Consider the following 16,644-nt stretch of genomic DNA (forward strand, 5'->3'; position numbering starts at 1 on the left):
GAGTGAGTTAGACATGATGAATCGAATTAATCTTCAGTTAGTGGCTATGGGACGAGAGGTAACGTGGGGACGAGTCTTGATATTAGCGCTGAACTTTGTCACCTTCATCAGTTTGATCTTAGGCACATCGGCTTCCTTATATGCAGCTTTGCTATTTGCAAGCATGATTCTATTTAGTGGTCACTTTATCGTTTTTGACACGACTAAGCAGGCACGGGGATTACAGGAACTAGACCTGTGGCTCATCGGTCTGACACTGGCAGCGGGTTATTTGAAATTAGTTTTTGGTATTTAAAAGTGCATTAAACCATGCGATAAGTTCAAATATAGATTAAAAATGGGTATTCTTAATTTAGGAATACCCATTTTATAATGGCAAACTTTTTTGATGACTGCGAAGTATGGCTGACTCAGAAATGTTAAAATAAAGAAAGTAATGACAGAGGGAGAAAAAATGTTTTGAAACGACATGCAGCAACAAAGAAACCCATTTGGAAACGGCCATTCTTTTGGGTGATTATTATTTTGATCGTATTGGTCGGCGGTATCACGATCGGTCGGCAAACAGGGACCACCTTATCTCACCATGAAAAGGTGTCTAAACCAAAGCCTAAGCCGAAACCAAAACCCGTCAAATTGACAGCAAAAGAGAAAAAAGTGGCCAAGAAGTATGCTCTAAGTCCTCAAGCAACGGCTCATGCACACACCGCCAAAGTAACGGCCATCGGTGACTCGGTCATGGTCGATATTACGCCGGAACTGAAACAGGTTTTTCCGCACGCGTTGATCAATGGCGCCGTGGGGAGACAGTTTTATGATCTACCAACTATCGCCCAAAGTTTAAAGGCTGAAGGTAAACTCGCCGACAACGTGGTGGTCAACTTGGGCACCAACGGACCACCAGAAAAGAAGGATATTTCGCGGTTTCTAAAAGTGGTTGGCAGCAAACGGCAAGTTTACTGGATCAACACCCACGTCCCAACGCAAAGATGGGAAGGGCAGACCAACCGGCTGATTGCGTCAACCGCCAAAGCCAACCACAACGTACACGTGGTGGATTGGCATAATTTGAGTAACAATCACGCTAACTGGTTTGCGGGCGATGAGGTCCATTTACAAACGAAGGGTGCCACTGCCTACGTTGGCCTGTTGGCTAAAACGATGGCTAAATGAGCAACTAGATAACATAAATAAGCGCTATTCGGTGTTTACCGAATAGCGCTTATTTATGCTGTCTAGCTGGCATCCAGTTTAGTTAGACACCGTTATTCAATTTTAAATATCTTGCCATAATTTCCAAATGGTGTTCGATCGTCAAAGCTTTCAGCACGCCCATGCCAGGAAAGTGGTGTTCATCGGCTAAGGCGACTAATCTTGTGGAAGCAGTCGTCTGGTTGATGGCCGGTTGCGTTTTGATCCACGCAACTGCTTTAGTTAAAGCTTCAAAAAACTTGTCACGCTGATGTTTAAAATCCTCGTGTTGATCAGAAACAAAATGGCGGATGCGAACCTGATCATTAGCGAGATAAATTAAATGCAGGGTCACGGTTCGGCTGGGATGACCGTGTTCAAAGTACGGCGCGCCCTGAGTGAGATAATCGCTAAAGCCGATTTCGTGATACTGCTGAGCAAACTCAATGTCACTGCTCCAAAAGCTGTCCGGCATGGCTGAAAATTCAAAACTGTGTTCCGGAACGGCGTAGTGATCAAACAGGTGGCCGAACCGACGCCCAGTCAGTAATTGGCGAATCCGAGCTTCTGGCGGGACTAACAGGGTGGCGGAGTCTGGTAACCAGTCATGGGCTAAAAACAGCTTCAAATCAGCGTAGTGCTGAACAATGACCAGACTGTTAGCTAATAACTGAGGGGGCAAAAGCGGCGTTAAAATGTAGGCCCGCTGAATCTCAGACTGTTGAAAGAGGGCTTCAATTGGATAGCGTTTAGCGGCTTGAAAGTGATAGTGGTCCACCTGCGGATTTTGAATCACGGCTAGTGGCTGCTGATGCTGACTGAAGGCCTTAATGGTTTTGGGCAGCGCCGGCACGTCACGGACCGGTTCGATAATGGGCATCACGTTTGGCGTAGCTGCTTGATTGGCAAATTCGGTTAACGCGCGCAGGTCGAATTGACGACCACGAAAATAGGGGTAATAAATCATTTGGAAGTTACCTCGTAAAGCTGGTGCTGCAGTTTGGCAATTTCTAAATTAAGCGCGTCGATCTCTTCTTGAAGCGCGGTCACGGCATTGGTCTGGGTTTCATCGATAAAGCGGTCGTAGAAATTATTTTCCGGGTCATAGATGTCGTAGTGCTGATGACGTTTCTTTAATTCCTTGAAGAGCCGGTCAGTCGAATACTGGCTGATTCCCGTTTCAACGCGCTTAGCTTTGCGGACTTCGCGGGCTAATGAATAGAGAAAATGGCGCATTAGATCCCTCTGATCCAGGGTGATCTCCTGGAAGCGGGGCTTTTTTTCCACCGTTAAATAGCCCGGTGCTAAAACGGGTTCAGTAGCAGCTTCTAGTTGGGATGGGTCGTATTTTTGGTAGCTTAAGACGCCGATCTCAGTCGGAATTTCGTCCTTAAGTTCCTGATAGAGCGACAGCGGCAGCACGAAATAGTTATAGTTGCCCACAAAGGAAAGTTTGGCGTGGGAATGAAAGTCACTCTTTGTCACTTTTAGTTCATAGCAGCGCCATTCGTCCGAACCGTCTGGCAGGTGCTGGTAGCTCAAAGTATCCACGATACCCTGATCATCTGGCATGGTGACTTCTTCCACTGCGATGCTGCCAGCTTCAAGGCAGGTTTCATAGAGGGTCTTCTCAAGTTCTAGTGTAAGTTTAGTTTTCACAGTTAATGTTCCTTCTTATCAGTTTTAGCGGTCATTTCCCAGAATTGTTCAATGGTGGGGGCCAGTTCATTTGCGGTGTGCAGCACGCGGTGATACTGCCAGTGCGGCGGAAAGTAACGCGTGTAGCGCTGACTGGCGAAGCGCTGATCCATTAACAGGATGACACCGTTGTCAGAAGCACTGCGGATCAGCCGGCCAGCAGCTTGAAGCACGTGATTCAGTCCTGGCAGCTGATAAGCGTAATCGAAACCGGGTTCACCCTGGGAATCAAAATAGTCTCGTAACAGGTCGTTTTCGGTACTAAGACCGGGCAGACCCACACTCACGATACCCACGCCGATCAGCCGGTTAGCGGTCAGGTCAATGCCCTCAGAAAAGATGCCGCCTAAAATACCAAAGCCCACCAGTGATTCGCTAGGTTCAGGGGCAAAAGCGGCTAAAAAGGCACTGCGGTCGTCCTCGTTCATATTGGGTTCTTGAATAACCGTTTTGACATCCGGATAGGCCATCTTGAAGGCCGTGGTGACGGTACTTAGGAAACTGTATGAGGGCAAAAAGATGAGGTAGTTACCCGTTTTACCGTTGATCAATGTTTTAATACTGGTGATAATTTTAGCTAAATTAGCATCGCGATTACGGTAAGTGGTACTGATGTAGTCGGTGATCAGAATGCTTTGATGTTTCGGTGGAAAGGGTGAGGGCAACTGATAACAGAGGCTGTCTTCGTTGCCGCCAAGGACGCGCTGATAGTAATCCAGCGGCGAAAAAGTAGCTGAAAAGAGCACGGCGCCACGGCCCTTAGACAGACAGTCATGTAAGAATTCACTGGGATCCAGGCACAGCTGTTTAAAGGTGATTTCGCGGTCAGTATTATCGCCTAAATTAATTTTAGTCCGGTAAGTTTCATCGTAAAAATCAGCAATTTTTAGGTAGCTGAGGCAGGCAAAATAGTAGTCTAAGACGGTCTTCGTATAGTCAGTCTGCGGTCGTTTTTCATCGCCCAGCCAGTCACTGATGTGGTCACTGAGCTTTTCGACGGCTTGATTAAAATCGTTGGCAGGACTATTAAAGACACTTTCCCGGTCGTCGCTTTCAATCAGCGGGCCAGCAATCTTGAAAAAAGCTCGGCGCATGGCGCGCAGGGCTCTTAGTAAAGTTGGCGTTCCTTCATCGGCCTGCTTAGTGGCAGCAATCAGATCCGTTAGCGGTGCCAGTGACAGTTCGGTGGAATACATATCCCGAGAACGGCTGACGAGGTTATGCGCTTCGTCCACTAAAAAGAAGTTATCGTCATCGTGGTCGATGGCAAAGAACCGCTGCAGATAGACCTGTGGATCAAACAGATAGTTATAATCGCAGATGATCACGTCACAAAACAGACTGATATCCAGTGAAAATTCAAACGGATCCAGCTGATGTTTACGGGCGTAAGTTGTCACCGTTTCCCGGGTGATGGCAGTTTCGTTGGTTAAAATATCTTTTAAACCGGGTTTTAAACGGTCATAATAGCCCACCATGAAAGGGTTGTCCTCCGGTGCGAGGTCGGCTTCTTCTGGAAAAGTGATGGTATCCTTTGCGGTCAGTGTAATGCTGCGCAGGGTCAGTCCCTGCTGCGCCATTAAATCTAAGGCCTGCTCGGCAACACGCCGGGTACTTTGCTTGGCGGTGAGGTAAAACAGCCGCTGAATCTGATCTTCACCCATGGCTTTAATACAGGGGAAGACGGTTGAAATGGTCTTACCGGTACCAGTGGGTGCTTCGATAAAGAGCTGCTTTTTTAGTCGGATAGCCTTATAGACGGAGACCGCTAATTCCCGTTGACCAGTGCGATAGTGGTCAAACGGAAACGGTAAATTTTTAATCGAAGCATTGCGACTGTGGCGTAAATCGGCCTGTAACTTTAGCCAGGTTTCGTATTCGGCCGTGACAGACTTAAAAAGGGCGGTGGCTTCCGCTAGAGTGTAAGTGATCTGACGCGTCGTTACTTCTTCAGTGGTCCGGCGATAATAAGTTAATTGTAACGTGAGCTGGTCCAGCTTTTCGTCAGTCATGAGAATGTAGGCGTACATTTTGACCTGACCCCAGTACAGCGTCAGCGTGTTTTCAGTGAGATCTTCGAAAGCGGCATCGGAGGTTTTGATTTCTTCGATCAAGGTGTCTTCGCCATTTAAAATGACCCCGTCAGCCCGGCCGTGAATCAAGTAGGGTTTACCTGCTAATTTAACTTCGTGTTCCAGACTGTATTCTTTTTGGTAGTGCTTGCCACGCGATTTTTGCAGCATCCGGTGAATTCGGGCACCCTCTAGTGCGGTATTCATGCTGTTCATACTGGCGTTGAGATCGCCGGAGCGCAGCGTAAATTCAACGAGTTCGCGGATGCCTAATTTGGTGATTGTCATTTTGTAGTCCTCTTTGTTCATAGCTGAAACCCATTATAGCATGATATGTGATTAACGAAATGGCACCCAAAAAGGCTCAAAAAAGTTTAAAAAAAAGCTTGTTTCAGGCAAGCAAACGAGGTATGATACCAGCAATGAAACCTTTAACAAATAGTCCTGTGAGGCTAAGAAGGAACGGTGAACTAGGCGTGCAGCCTAGATTTTAGTGAACCTCTCTACCCACAGGCGGCAGAGAGGTTTTTTGTTGACTGACGATTTAATTGTCTCCCGTGAGAGCAAAACGTCCAAAGGTTAATACACCTAACAGGCGCGCTTTGCAAACACGGCAAGGCGCGTTTATTTTAGGAGGATATTATCTATGATTGAAACCACCAAGCCGTTAAGTTACGCAAACGTACTCAGTATGAAAGATCTAGAAGCCGATGAAGTGATGGCATTTATCAAAGAAGCCCAGCAATTCAAAGCGGGCAAGCAGATTCAACTGACCAGACCAGCGTATGCCGCAAACCTGTTCTTCGAAAACAGTACCCGGACCCACACCAGTTTTGAAATGGCGGAACGCAAGCTTGGATTGCAGGTCGTTGATTTTAACCCAGCAGTCTGCTCAGTCACTAAGGGTGAGAGCATGGGCGATACCGTTAAGGCCTTGCAAGCCATTGGTGTTGACGTGGTCGCTATCCGCGCCCGGCAAAATGAATACTACAATCAACTCGTTAATGACCGCCATATTCACCTGGGAATTGCTAATGGCGGTGATGGCTCTGGCGAACACCCATCACAATCGTTGCTTGACATGATGACGATCTACGAAGAATTTGGGACTTTCACCGGGTTAAAGGTTGCCATCGTTGGTGATCTCTCCCATTCCCGAGTTGCCAAATCAGACATGGAAGTTTTGAATAAGCTCGGTGTTCAGGTCTACTTCGGCGGTCCCAAGAAGTGGTTCGACGACCGGTTTGACGCCTATGGAACTTGGCTGCCAGTGGATGATCTGGTTGAACAGATGGATGTCATGATGTTCCTGCGGGTTCAGCATGAACGTTTGGATGCTTCAGAAAACAAGACCTTTACGGCAGCTAAGTACAATGAAAAGTATGGTCTGACACCTGCTCGCAAGGCACGGATGCAAGATCACGCCATCATCATGCACCCAGCTCCCGTTAACCGCGGGGTTGAAATTGCCGATGAACTCGTTGAATGCGACAGTTCCAGAATTTTCCAGCAAATGGCGAATGGTGTGTTCGTTCGCATGGCAATTATGGCCAGTCTGCTGCGGTATCAAGGGCTGGTGGATGAAGATTAATGATGAAGCGACTAATTAAAAACGGCCAGTGTTTGATCGACGGGCATTTACAAGTTTGCGATATTTTGATCACCGATGACAAAATTAGTCAGATCGAACAACACATTACGGCTGACGTACCAGTTGATCAGATCATTGATGCGCAAGGCCTATTTGTAAGCCCCGGATTAGTGGATCTGCACGTGCATTTGCGCGATCCTGGTCAAACAGACAAAGAAACGGTTAAAACGGGCAGCCTGGCAGCCGCTCATGGTGGCTATACCACCATTGCGGCCATGCCAAACGTGATCCCAGCACCGGATACCCCGCAGCGAATGCGCGAGATGCTGGCTTTGAATCAGCGTGACGGTGCGGTTCACATGGTGCAGTACGCGACCATTACCACTGAACGCGGTGGTGATGAACTGGTGGATATGGCTGGCTTAAAGGCAGCTGGGGCCTTTGCTTTCAGTAACGATGGCAACGGGGTGCAAACTGCCGGAACGATGTATCAAGCCATGAAACAGGCGGCTAAGTTGCAGATGGCAGTGGTCGCCCACGCTGAAGATGATAGTTTGACCTATGGCGGGGTGATGCATGAAGGCAGCGTGTCAAAACGACTGGGGCTACCCGGCATTCCCAGTGTTTCTGAAACTGCTCAAGTGGCGCGCGACGTTACTTTAGCTGCTGCCACTGGTGTTCATTACCACGTCTGCCACGTGTCTTCGGCAGCTACTGTCCAGGTCATTCGGGCAGCCAAAGCAGCCGGCGTCCACGTGACCTGCGAAGTGTCACCGCACCACTTACTATTAAGTGATGAAGATATTACCGGTGATAACGCCATGTTCAAGATGAATCCGCCGCTGGGCAGTGAGCAGGATCGACAAGCGTTAATTGCCGGTTTACTGGATGGCACCATTGATTTAATTGCGACGGATCATGCACCCCATACGGATGCGGAAAAGGCCCAGTCCATGCTCAAAGCGCCCTTTGGGATTACTGGCAGTGAAACGGCCTTTGCGATGTTGTATACCAAGTTTGTCAAAACCGGGCTTTTCAGCCTGGCACAATTGATCAACTGGATGGCCGTTCAACCGGCAGCCTTATTCGGCTTGAATGCCGGCCGGCTCACTGAAGGCGCGCCAGCAGATTTAGCGTTGTTTGATTTAACCACGCCCACGACCATTGATTCAGCTGACTTCTTATCTAAGGGGCACAACTCACCGTTTATTGGCGAACACATTTTGGGGAAAACCGTGCGGACGTTAGTAGCGGGGAAGGATGTTTATGGGAGTAAACACTAAATAAGTTTTGGAAAGGGTCTTGTTAAAAGAACTTGCTATCAACGAACTCCAATTACTATAATTAAAACGTTAGGATTGGAGGAAATTGTATGACTGAGGCAGAATTAACGGCATTAAAGCCACTGTTGGCTGCGTATAATGTTGAACTAAAAACCAGTGGCACGATGATCACTCATGTGAATGGCCACGAGGCCCAGCTTGATGCTAAGGGCTACATGCCAGATCAGCTGATCAAGGTGGTTTTAGAAATTATTGGTGCGGATTTGCGCGCGGCTTTGTTCCAAAAGATGCACGAGTAATGTGACAAACGTGTGACAATTATTTCAAAAACTTGATAAATATTAATTTGGCTGAGATACCCACGTAATTTTCTTTGACTATACTAGTTCATGTTGTATTAATACGAATTAGATTGTTGAGGGGAATTTTATCTTGTCACTTAAAACTTGGGTAGCGAGCCTATTACTCGCTGTATCAATGTTTGCGGGCGTTGCTGGTTTGACCGGAACGAACGCAGCTGCAGAAACTGCATATAATCCGAAAGCGGATGCGGTAATGAGTATTTCAGCCTTCAAACGAATGGGCCGTGTTCATTATCACAAACGGGTCTTCACGTACTATTCACCAAACGGTTCTCACGTCTATGGGTTAGGCGCTTATACTTCAGATGGCACTTATACGTTGAATGGTCATGATAAAAATGGCTATTTGATCTTAGCTAACAACAAGAAGTTTGGCACCAAGATCAAGACACCATTAGGTATGGGTGTCGTTCATGATCGTGGTACTTATGGCGGTCATTATGATATCGTTGTAAAATAAAACTGCATTTTAAAACAGCAAAAAAGCTGCGTTCTCCAATTTGGAAAACGCAGCTTTTTGCTGTTTCATTAGGAACTGGATCAGTTAAACTTCCAGTCATCCAGCTGTTTTTCATGGTTGCCAAGATAATTGATTGCTTCGTGAGCCAGTGATTCTGATTTCTTTTCGTTTTGTTCTGCGGATTGACCGTTATCATAGTCCGAAAGAAAGCCTTCACCAACGGCTTGGTAGAAATGTTCACGGGCTTCACCGTTATCTTTGAATAGGGTATCTAAGCCCTTAATATCATCCTTTGCTGCATTATAGATAACCTCAGCTAAATCATCTCGGTTACCTAACTTTTTGGCACCGTAATCCATTAAGAAGTCGTTCATATCGACAATAACGCTCTCTTTAAGTTCTCTTTCAGATTTTTTCAAGAATAATCACCTCTTACTTCATTTTAAGGCTTTACGGGGTCAAAATTCAATGCAGATGTTTCAACAAAGCTGGCAGGTAACTTGATTTGCGTCAAGTTGAATAATTAGTTTATGGACTATAATCAGGTTAGAATAAATGGAAGATCTTTTCGATTGGAGGTTACCACGATGTTAAAACACCATGATGCGATTGCTTGCGTCAAATTAGTCCCAATCTTTCAGCAATTAAATCACGACACGCTGGCTGAGGTGGCGAAGCTGGTTCAAGAACGGCACGTTAAAAAGGGTGAATTTGTCTTTATGGCAGGTGATCATGCAGACTCGTTAATGATCATGGCCCACGGGCAGGTAAAAGTCACTCAAAGTACGGCTAGTGGCCGTGAGCAGCTGATTCGGCTGCTGCAAACTGGGGACTTCGATGGTGAGTCAGTCCTGTTCGAAGATGCGCAACGGCAGACTAGTGCAGAAGCGTTAACTGATACGCAGATCTGTTTGATCACCCGGCAGGATTTTCAAAAATTGATTCAGCGGTCAGCAGCAGTGGCAATCAACATGTTGAATGCGCTCGGAAAGCGGGTATCTGAGCTGGAAGCACAGGCGGCGGCTACCTTAACTACCAGTGTTGGGGAGCGGTTAGCCAACTATTTAGTTGAGACGAGTTCTGAATTAGACACGGCGGATTTTGACTTACCGCTGCAAAAAAAGGATCTGGCTCTTTATTTAGGCACTTCGCCGGAAACGATCAGCCGCAAGTTAAAGCAGTTTTCAACGTCAGGCTTGATCATCCAGCGTGGACGGAACCATATTAAACTCGTGAATATTGATGGTTTGATGATGGTGAACAGCTAATTAGTCATTAACTATTAACAGTCGGCCAGATAAGTGGTAGTCTGTTAGTATTGTTGGGTCCATAGCTCAGTTGGGAGAGCGCCTGCTTCGCATGTAGGAGGTCGACGGTTCAAGTCCGTTTGGATCCATTTTTGTTTACCTAAAAATAGGTTTTTGATTGTATTGGGTTCTCGTTTTACGCATGATTAAGATTAAGTTAGTGCGTTGAGTTGTTTTTCTTTAGGGGGAAACTGCGATAATGAAAAAATTAGGAACAAAATTGCTAGTCGCGTTGACAGTGGTTCTTGGTGGTCTGGTGGCTTCGCAGCAGCCGGTTACAGCACATGCCGCAACTACTTTTTCATCTTCAATAATTCCAAGCGGTCATTTTCAAAATGCGGCGAACCATTATGCGTTTCACTGGCAAAGTTTTAAAGCCGGTAAAAGTAAGGGCCAAGTCCTTATTTTCGGTAACTTTAATGGTGATGTTAAGCACCCAGCCATTCAATTCGGGGTGCCAACGAAGTATAAATTGAGTAAAAATCGCCGTACACTGACGACTTATTATCGGTTAACGAGTGCCAAAGGTAAGCTGAGTAGTACTTACCGAATGGATCTTTATAAGTATAGCAACAGTAACTATCGCGTTAAACTTAATCAGTATAAGGCGGGGTTACTGCCAAGCTACAAGGGGTCCTCTTACACGTTTAATTTGACTAAGAACTCGCCAGCACAGGCGTTTTCAGCATTTACAACTACTCAACTGACTAATTATGGAATTGCTCAGGATACCCAGTCGGTTCAAAAACAGCGTGAACAGGGTGAAACTTCCGCGGATCCAAATTCTTCAGAAGTTCAGCAGCAAATTCGGGATACTGTGACTAAGCAGGTTACCCCAGTGGTTTCAAGCATGGTTGAAGCGTATAACACGACGCATTAAATGGTATTAATAAAATTACGAGGCACAGTCACATTTTTGTGGCTGTGTTTTTTTTATGGGCAAGGAGATACGTTCTCTTAAGGACGTACTGAATTGCCTATATTGGGGGATAGCAAGCATAATAACACGGTGCGAAAGCGCTTGCTAAAAAATGGCTTTTCGATTGTATTGGGGTCTCACACATGATAAGGTTAAGTTAATGTGTTGAGTTGTTTTTTTAAGGGGGAAACTGCGATAATGAAAAAGATAGGGACAAAATTATTAGTTGTATTGGCAGTTGCACTGGGTGGCGTTGCGGCATCACAGGAGCCAACAACGGCAAAGGCGTCAACCACCTTTTCATCGATTCCAAGTGGTCATTTTCAATCGAGCAAGGCGCATTATGCGTTTCACTGGCAAACTATGAAGAGTGGCAAAAATAAGGGACAAGTACTTGTTTTTGGTAATTTTGATAAGCCTTCGGTTCAGCTTGGTGTTCCTAATAAGTATAAATTGAGTAAAAATCACCGAACTTTGACCACTTATTATCGTTTGATGAGTTCAAAGGGGAAACTTGAAAAAACGACTTACCGGATGGACGTTTATAAATATAGTAGTAGTAAATATCGTGTCAAACTAAACCAATATAAGGCTGGTCTGCTTCCAAGTTCTAAGGGTTCAGCCTATACATTTAACGTTACTAAAAAGTCACCCGCTCAGAATTATGCGACAAAATATACCAAGCCTAAACTTTTTAACGCAGAATATAAGCCAACATATGATGCAAACTATAAGTCAAACTATGAAACAAACTATAAATCAGCATATAATGCATATCTTAACGAGGTAATCTCCGAAATTAATAAGGGCGCTCAACAAGATTATAAAGATGGTAAAAACGGGGATCCAAGTACACCCGAGGCGCAACAGGATATCAAGAATGCGGCACTTAAATATGTTAACGACAATACTGACAAAATTACCCAAGCAGTTACCCAAAATGTCACCAAGAATGTTACCAAAAGGGTGACCCAAGAAGTTAACAAAGATGTCAACAAGTCGCTTGAAAACCTGGTTTCAGCGTACAATAACTTAAAATAAAAAGTTTTCTGTCAACGCAGGTTGATGAAGTATTTAAGAAGGCCAATTCATTTATGAATTGGTCTTCTTTTTCGTCTCAACACTAAATATCACAGAACCTTTTATTTTTAAAAAGGAAACCTGTTTGGCGGTTTGGAATCAAAAATGCTATGCTGTAAATGAATGAAATTAACTTTTACGAAAAGGAAGCAATGATATGGCAGAGCAAGATTTTTCAATTAAAGCTGATAAGCATCAAAACGGTGATGAAAAGCCTGAAATTATCACCAAGGATTTGACTAATATTTTGATCTTCTTACAAGAGTTCGGTGTCGATATGGATAACCCGACACTTGAACAGCAATTGAGCAATACTGTAAGTAGCGGCCAATCTTCAATTCAACCAACTCCGCTTAAGGGGAAGAATCAAATGACAGTTGATTTCAAGCAAACTAAGGAAAAGAACAACAAGTTCTCAATTAATGTTTCAATCGAACCGTCACCAAAGTAACCTAAAAAGTAACTTGAATTACTGGCACAGTCACATTTTGTGGCTGTGTTTTTGTAGATTCAGTCTTCTAAGTACAAAAAAGCCACCTGCTAGGCGGGTGGTAGGTAACTGCTGATAGGCGTTAATGTCGAACTGAACGGTGATTGCCGCCGCGACGGCCCTTGATGATCTTACGTTTAAATTTGGGCTTGGCATTATCGGCTTCAAACTTAAAATGATGCATTTTGCCAGCAAAGGGCTGACCGCTCATTCGGATACGTAACCAGGACTGCATGGTCGCAAGCATTTGCTTGGCGTTTTCGACTTGAGCGGGCTGACCTTCTTTTTCAGCGGTTGGAAGGACGTCTTCTTGAATTTGTTTGACTAATTTTTGGTGATAAGCCACTAATTCCATGGTTAAGGGTGCTTGGGCGTATTGATTAAATAGACCCTCAATGTAGCGCAGAGCATCCTTGGCATTTTGCGGTTGGTAATAACGATCTTCTGTCATGTTTTCACCTCGCATATTAGAATAGCAGGCTTAATGGGGTTACGCAAGAACGGTCAGCAAGTACTGGTGCTATTGGGTCAAGTGTTTGATTAAACCAGTAAAAAAGCGTAAATTTATAAACTGAAATGGTTATTTTTCAATGAAAGCAGGTGCAACGTGGCAACTAAAAGTTATGTAACAGATCCGCAGGTTCAAAAACATCGCTGGTGGATCTTAGCGGCGGTGGGACTGTTTACGTTCATGTCAACGCTGGATGCCAGTATTGTCAATATTGCGCTGCCCGTTATTTCCAGTGATTTAAAAGTGCCAATGAACCAGGCAGAGTGGGTCGTATCGATTTATTTGATCGTTATTTGCGCGCTGTTATTGCTGTTTGGTAAACTTGGCGATTCACTGGGTAAAATTAAAATTTTTCGAATTGGCACGGTGCTATTTGTATTGGGGTCGCTGTTAGCCGGCTTTAATGGCAGCTTTTACCTGCTGTTGTTGGCACGAATCGTTCAAGCGCTGGGGGCTTCAATGACCATGGCGAACAATAACGGGATCGTGACGGAAATCTTTCCCTTTGGTGAGCGTGGCCGGGCTTTAGGCATGATCGGTTCGTTTGTCGCGTTAGGGGCGATTGCCGGACCAGGCCTGGGCGGAATCGTCCTGTCCCAGCTGTCTTGGGGCTATATCTTCTGGTTAAACGTGCCAATTGGGGTCGTGACCATCATTATTGGGCAGACCATTTTACCCGCGGACCTGACTAAATCGCACGAAAAAATTGACCGGTTTGGGGCGCTCACCATGGCCTTATTTATGGTTTCGCTATTCGTGGGAATCTTTTTAGGCCAGGAAATTGGCTTTACTAAACCGCTGATTTAGGATTATTCGCATTTGCACTTATTATTGGCGCCGTTTTTGTTCATATCGAAAATTACCATGCCAGCCCGTTACTGTCATTTAGTTTATTTAAGAACGGTGCGTTTACCATGAGTTTACTATGCGGCTTTCTGATTTTTGTAACGAACTTCTTCTTTAATGTGATCTCGCCATTTTACTTAGAAAATGCGCGGGGCTTAAAGCCTAATCTGGCTGGATTTATCTTAATGGCGTATCCGATTGTTCAAGTAATCGTGGCGCCGTTGGCAGGAGCACTGTCAGATAAAATTGGACCGGAATTGATCACCTTTTGCGGCTTGATTTTAATTCTTTTGAGTCAAATTGGGTATATGCTGACAGACTTGGGCACACCGCTGTGGTTATTCACCGCCATTATTGGTTTTGTCGGGTTTGGCAACGGCATTTTTCAGGCACCGAATAACACGATTGTGATGAACTCAGTTGAAGCCAAAGATTTGGGCGTTGCCGGTGGGATGAACGCGCTAGTCCGTAACTTGGGGATGGTCGTCGGCATTTCCTTTGCGACAACGGTGCTCTTTGCTGCGATGAGTCATTATAAAGGGACCAAGGTGACGACTTATATCAACGGTCAACCTGATGTTTTTATTTACGGCATGCACGTGTCATTCTTAATTGCGGCTATTATCTGTGCGGTGGCGGCATTGATCACCGGCTACCGATTAATTAAACGGCCAACTCAGCCAACGAAAGGGAAATCATAAATGGCATACCAAACGTTACTTTTTGACATCGATGATACGTTACTGAATTTTCAAGCGGCGGAAAAACAGGCGCTGGAAGGATTATTCAAAGAGCTTAAACTACCGTTGGACAGAAAGATCTATGATTTTTATCATGCTGAAAATTTAGCCCTCTGGCAGCAGTTTGAACTAGGTAAGATCAGTAAGCCTAAGCTGCTTGTTAAACGGTTTACGACGTTGTTTGCTCATCTTGGTATCACCACCGGTATCGATGGCCAGCAGATGGAGCAGCGTTACCGCTATTACTTGGGACAAGGTCACGAGCCGATGCCGCAAGCACCGGAAGTTTTAAATGACCTTAGCCAGAAACATGACCTGTACGTTGTGACTAACGGGGTGGCTAAAACTCAGCAGAAACGGCTTTCGGAAGCCCACATTGACCGCTTCTTTACTGACGTGTTTATTTCTGAACTAGTGGGCGCGCAAAAGCCTGCCCGAGCGTTCTTCCAGCGGGTGACGGCCGATATTCAATCCTATGAACCCGCCCAAACCATCGTTATTGGTGATTCATTAACGTCAGACATTAAGGGAGCAGCTGGTTTTGGCCTGGATTCGGTATGGTTTAATCCTACCCATCAGCCTAACCAAACTGCGATCAAACCGACGTACGAAATTGATCAGCTGGAAAAACTGGAAAACATCGTGGCATAAAAAAACGTTAATCTAGTCAATTTAGGCTAGGTTAACGTTTTTTTGCTTGAGTCGTTACTATTTTAGTCTTTTAAATCTGACAAATTATCCTTCATTTAATAATGAACTAAATCTTATCCAACCCCTGTTTCAAATCGGCAATCAGATCGTCCACGTTTTCGATACCAACCGAGATCCGGATGAGATCTGGTGTGATACCGGTCTGCTTTAACTGTGCTTCATTGAGCTGAGCGTGGGTCGTTGATGCTGGATGGATGATGAGTGAATGAGCATCACCAACGTTTGCGAGTAAGGAGAATAGATCAAGACTTTCGGTTAATTTCTTCCCCGCAGCTTCACCGCCTTTAAGTCCCAGTGTGAAGATTGAGCCGGTGCCTTTAGGGAAGTACTTCTTGGCTAAAGCGTGGTACTTACTGTCTTCAAGATCCGGATAGTTTACCCAGGCAACCTTTGGATGGTCGTTTAAGAACCGGGTGATCTTCTCCGTGTTGGCCACGTGGCGTTCAACCCGCAACGATAAGTCCTCTAGTCCTTGAATGAGTAAGAATGAGTTAAACGGACTAATAGCGGCCCCCGTATCACGTAAGGTTTGGGCACGAACCTTAGTTGTGAATGCTGCGGGTGCTAGATTGTTCCAAACTAAGCCGTTGTATGATGCATCCGGTGTCGTAAAGTCAGGGTATTTGCCCGATGCGGCATAGTCGAACTTACCGTTTTCAACGATGACACCGCCCATGCTGGTACCATGGCCGCCAATGAACTTCGTTGCTGAATGAACGACCACGTCAACACCATGGTCTAGCGGTTGAATCAGGTATGGTGTTCCAAAGGTATTGTCGGCAATCAGAATAATGCCATTGTCATGGGCAATTTTGGCTACGGCTTCAATATCAATGAGGTTAATGCCGGGGTTACCAATGGTTTCAATGTACAGTGCCTTGGTATGGTCATCGATGGCCTTGGCAAAGTTTTGCGGGTCATCAGGATCGACAAAGGTGGTGGTGATGCCTAGTTTAGGCAGGGTGACGCTGAATAGATCATAAGTTCCGCCATAAAGGGTGCTGGCTGAGACGATGTTATCGCCTTGGTTGCAGACGTTTTGAACAGCGGCTGTTACCGCCGCGGCACCGGTTGCTAAAGCGACACCGGCAGTCCCGTTTTCAAGGGCAGCGACCCGCTTTTCAACCACGGCTGTCGTTGGGTTGGTGAGCCGGGTATAAATATTACCTGGATCAGTTAAAGCAAACCGGCCAGCCGCTTGGGCAGCATCCTTGAAAACGTAAGAAGTTGTTTGGTAAATCGGCACTGCGCGCGCACCCGTTTCATCGACAACTTGACCTGCGTGTACCTGTTTTGTTTCAAAATGTAATTGCTTTTCCGTCATATTGATCTCTCCCTAAATTAGTATTGATAAAGCTGTTCCATTATTTAAATATGTGTGTT

General features: G+C 45.5%; 17 protein-coding genes, 1 tRNA gene and 1 pseudogene. 13 read left to right on the plus strand and 6 right to left on the minus strand.

The window, feature by feature from the left end; genetic code table 11:
• Window positions 1–13: 13 nt before the first annotated feature.
• Together CES79_RS00460 and CES79_RS00465 are read left to right on the plus strand one after the other, a co-directional pair.
• Window positions 14–295, plus strand: coding sequence for a hypothetical protein (locus CES79_RS00460; protein WP_054653669.1), 282 nt, complete (start codon window positions 14–16; stop codon window positions 293–295).
• 164 nt (window positions 296–459) lie between these two features.
• Window positions 460–1,173 carry an SGNH/GDSL hydrolase family protein gene (locus CES79_RS00465; RefSeq protein ID WP_089135989.1) on the plus strand — a complete coding sequence of 238 codons (714 nt, stop codon included), beginning with the start codon at window positions 460–462 and terminating at the stop codon, window positions 1,171–1,173.
• An 82-nt stretch (window positions 1,174–1,255) separates the two neighbouring features.
• On the opposite strand, the gene CES79_RS00470 is transcribed toward CES79_RS00465, so the two are convergent.
• The 3 genes from CES79_RS00470 to CES79_RS00480 are packed head-to-tail and all read right to left on the minus strand — an operon-like array spanning window position 1,256 to window position 5,249.
• Window positions 1,256–2,158, minus strand: a complete 903-nt coding sequence (locus tag CES79_RS00470; RefSeq protein ID WP_089135990.1) for a sce7725 family protein — start codon at window positions 2,156–2,158, stop codon at window positions 1,256–1,258.
• Complete coding sequence (locus tag CES79_RS00475; RefSeq protein WP_089135991.1) at window positions 2,155–2,850, minus strand: hypothetical protein; 696 nt, start codon at window positions 2,848–2,850, stop codon at window positions 2,155–2,157. The genes CES79_RS00470 and CES79_RS00475 overlap by 4 nt, the downstream gene beginning before the upstream one ends.
• Window positions 2,851–2,852: 2 nt before the next feature.
• Complete coding sequence (locus CES79_RS00480) at window positions 2,853–5,249, minus strand: helicase C-terminal domain-containing protein (protein WP_089135992.1); 2,397 nt, start codon at window positions 5,247–5,249, stop codon at window positions 2,853–2,855.
• 358 nt (window positions 5,250–5,607) lie between these two features.
• On the opposite strand from CES79_RS00480, the gene CES79_RS00485 reads away from it, so the two are divergent.
• From CES79_RS00485 to CES79_RS00500, 4 genes are all read left to right on the plus strand, one after another.
• Window positions 5,608–6,552 (plus strand): aspartate carbamoyltransferase catalytic subunit, encoded by a 945-nt coding sequence (locus CES79_RS00485; RefSeq protein ID WP_089135993.1) that lies wholly within the window; start codon window positions 5,608–5,610, stop codon window positions 6,550–6,552.
• 2 nt (window positions 6,553–6,554) lie between these two features.
• Window positions 6,555–7,835 (plus strand): dihydroorotase, encoded by a 1,281-nt coding sequence (gene pyrC, locus CES79_RS00490; protein ID WP_054654035.1) that lies wholly within the window; start codon window positions 6,555–6,557, stop codon window positions 7,833–7,835.
• 89 nt (window positions 7,836–7,924) lie between these two features.
• Window positions 7,925–8,134, plus strand: a complete 210-nt coding sequence (locus tag CES79_RS00495; RefSeq protein WP_054653679.1) for a hypothetical protein — start codon at window positions 7,925–7,927, stop codon at window positions 8,132–8,134.
• Between the two features lie 133 nt (window positions 8,135–8,267).
• On the plus strand, window positions 8,268–8,657 hold the full coding sequence (locus CES79_RS00500; RefSeq protein WP_054653681.1) for a hypothetical protein: 390 nt from the start codon (window positions 8,268–8,270) through the stop codon (window positions 8,655–8,657).
• Between the two features lie 80 nt (window positions 8,658–8,737).
• On the opposite strand, the gene CES79_RS00505 is transcribed toward CES79_RS00500, so the two are convergent.
• On the minus strand, window positions 8,738–9,076 hold the full coding sequence (locus CES79_RS00505; RefSeq protein WP_089135994.1) for a hypothetical protein: 339 nt from the start codon (window positions 9,074–9,076) through the stop codon (window positions 8,738–8,740).
• A gap of 168 nt (window positions 9,077–9,244) precedes the next feature.
• Between CES79_RS00505 and CES79_RS00510 the strand changes: the two genes are divergently transcribed.
• The 5 genes from CES79_RS00510 (at window position 9,245) to CES79_RS00530 (ending at window position 12,414) form a co-directional block, all read left to right on the plus strand.
• Window positions 9,245–9,925 carry a Crp/Fnr family transcriptional regulator gene (locus CES79_RS00510; RefSeq protein ID WP_089135995.1) on the plus strand — a complete coding sequence of 227 codons (681 nt, stop codon included), beginning with the start codon at window positions 9,245–9,247 and terminating at the stop codon, window positions 9,923–9,925.
• Window positions 9,926–9,980: 55 nt separating this feature from the next.
• Window positions 9,981–10,053, plus strand: a tRNA-Ala gene (locus tag CES79_RS00515).
• Window positions 10,054–10,163: 110 nt separating this feature from the next.
• The gene (locus tag CES79_RS00520; RefSeq protein WP_089135996.1) at window positions 10,164–10,844 is read left to right on the plus strand and encodes a hypothetical protein; all 681 of its coding nucleotides are present in this window, start codon (window positions 10,164–10,166) and stop codon (window positions 10,842–10,844) included.
• Window positions 10,845–11,081: 237 nt separating this feature from the next.
• Window positions 11,082–11,924 carry a hypothetical protein gene (locus tag CES79_RS00525; RefSeq protein ID WP_089135997.1) on the plus strand — a complete coding sequence of 281 codons (843 nt, stop codon included), beginning with the start codon at window positions 11,082–11,084 and terminating at the stop codon, window positions 11,922–11,924.
• Window positions 11,925–12,120: 196 nt separating this feature from the next.
• The gene (locus CES79_RS00530; RefSeq protein WP_054653689.1) at window positions 12,121–12,414 is read left to right on the plus strand and encodes a hypothetical protein; all 294 of its coding nucleotides are present in this window, start codon (window positions 12,121–12,123) and stop codon (window positions 12,412–12,414) included.
• 121 nt (window positions 12,415–12,535) lie between these two features.
• Here the strand turns inward: CES79_RS00530 and CES79_RS00535 are convergent, their stop codons facing one another.
• Entirely contained in the window at window positions 12,536–12,904 is a 369-nt protein-coding gene (locus CES79_RS00535) for a hypothetical protein (protein WP_089135998.1), read from the minus strand.
• A 156-nt stretch (window positions 12,905–13,060) separates the two neighbouring features.
• Here CES79_RS00535 and CES79_RS00540 point away from each other — a divergent pair.
• Both CES79_RS00540 and CES79_RS00545 read left to right on the plus strand, forming a co-directional pair.
• Window positions 13,061–14,511, plus strand: a pseudogene (locus CES79_RS00540) (MFS transporter).
• A complete protein-coding gene (locus CES79_RS00545; protein WP_089135999.1) occupies window positions 14,512–15,201 on the plus strand; it encodes a YjjG family noncanonical pyrimidine nucleotidase in 690 nt (229 codons plus the stop codon).
• A 106-nt stretch (window positions 15,202–15,307) separates the two neighbouring features.
• Here the strand turns inward: CES79_RS00545 and CES79_RS00550 are convergent, their stop codons facing one another.
• Window positions 15,308–16,585 carry an O-acetylhomoserine aminocarboxypropyltransferase/cysteine synthase family protein gene (locus CES79_RS00550; protein WP_089136000.1) on the minus strand — a complete coding sequence of 426 codons (1,278 nt, stop codon included), beginning with the start codon at window positions 16,583–16,585 and terminating at the stop codon, window positions 15,308–15,310.
• Between the last annotated feature and the right edge of the window lie 59 nt (window positions 16,586–16,644).

This window comes from Secundilactobacillus silagei JCM 19001 (genome assembly GCF_002217945.1).
Classification (GTDB): Bacteria; Bacillota; Bacilli; order Lactobacillales; family Lactobacillaceae; genus Secundilactobacillus; species Secundilactobacillus silagei.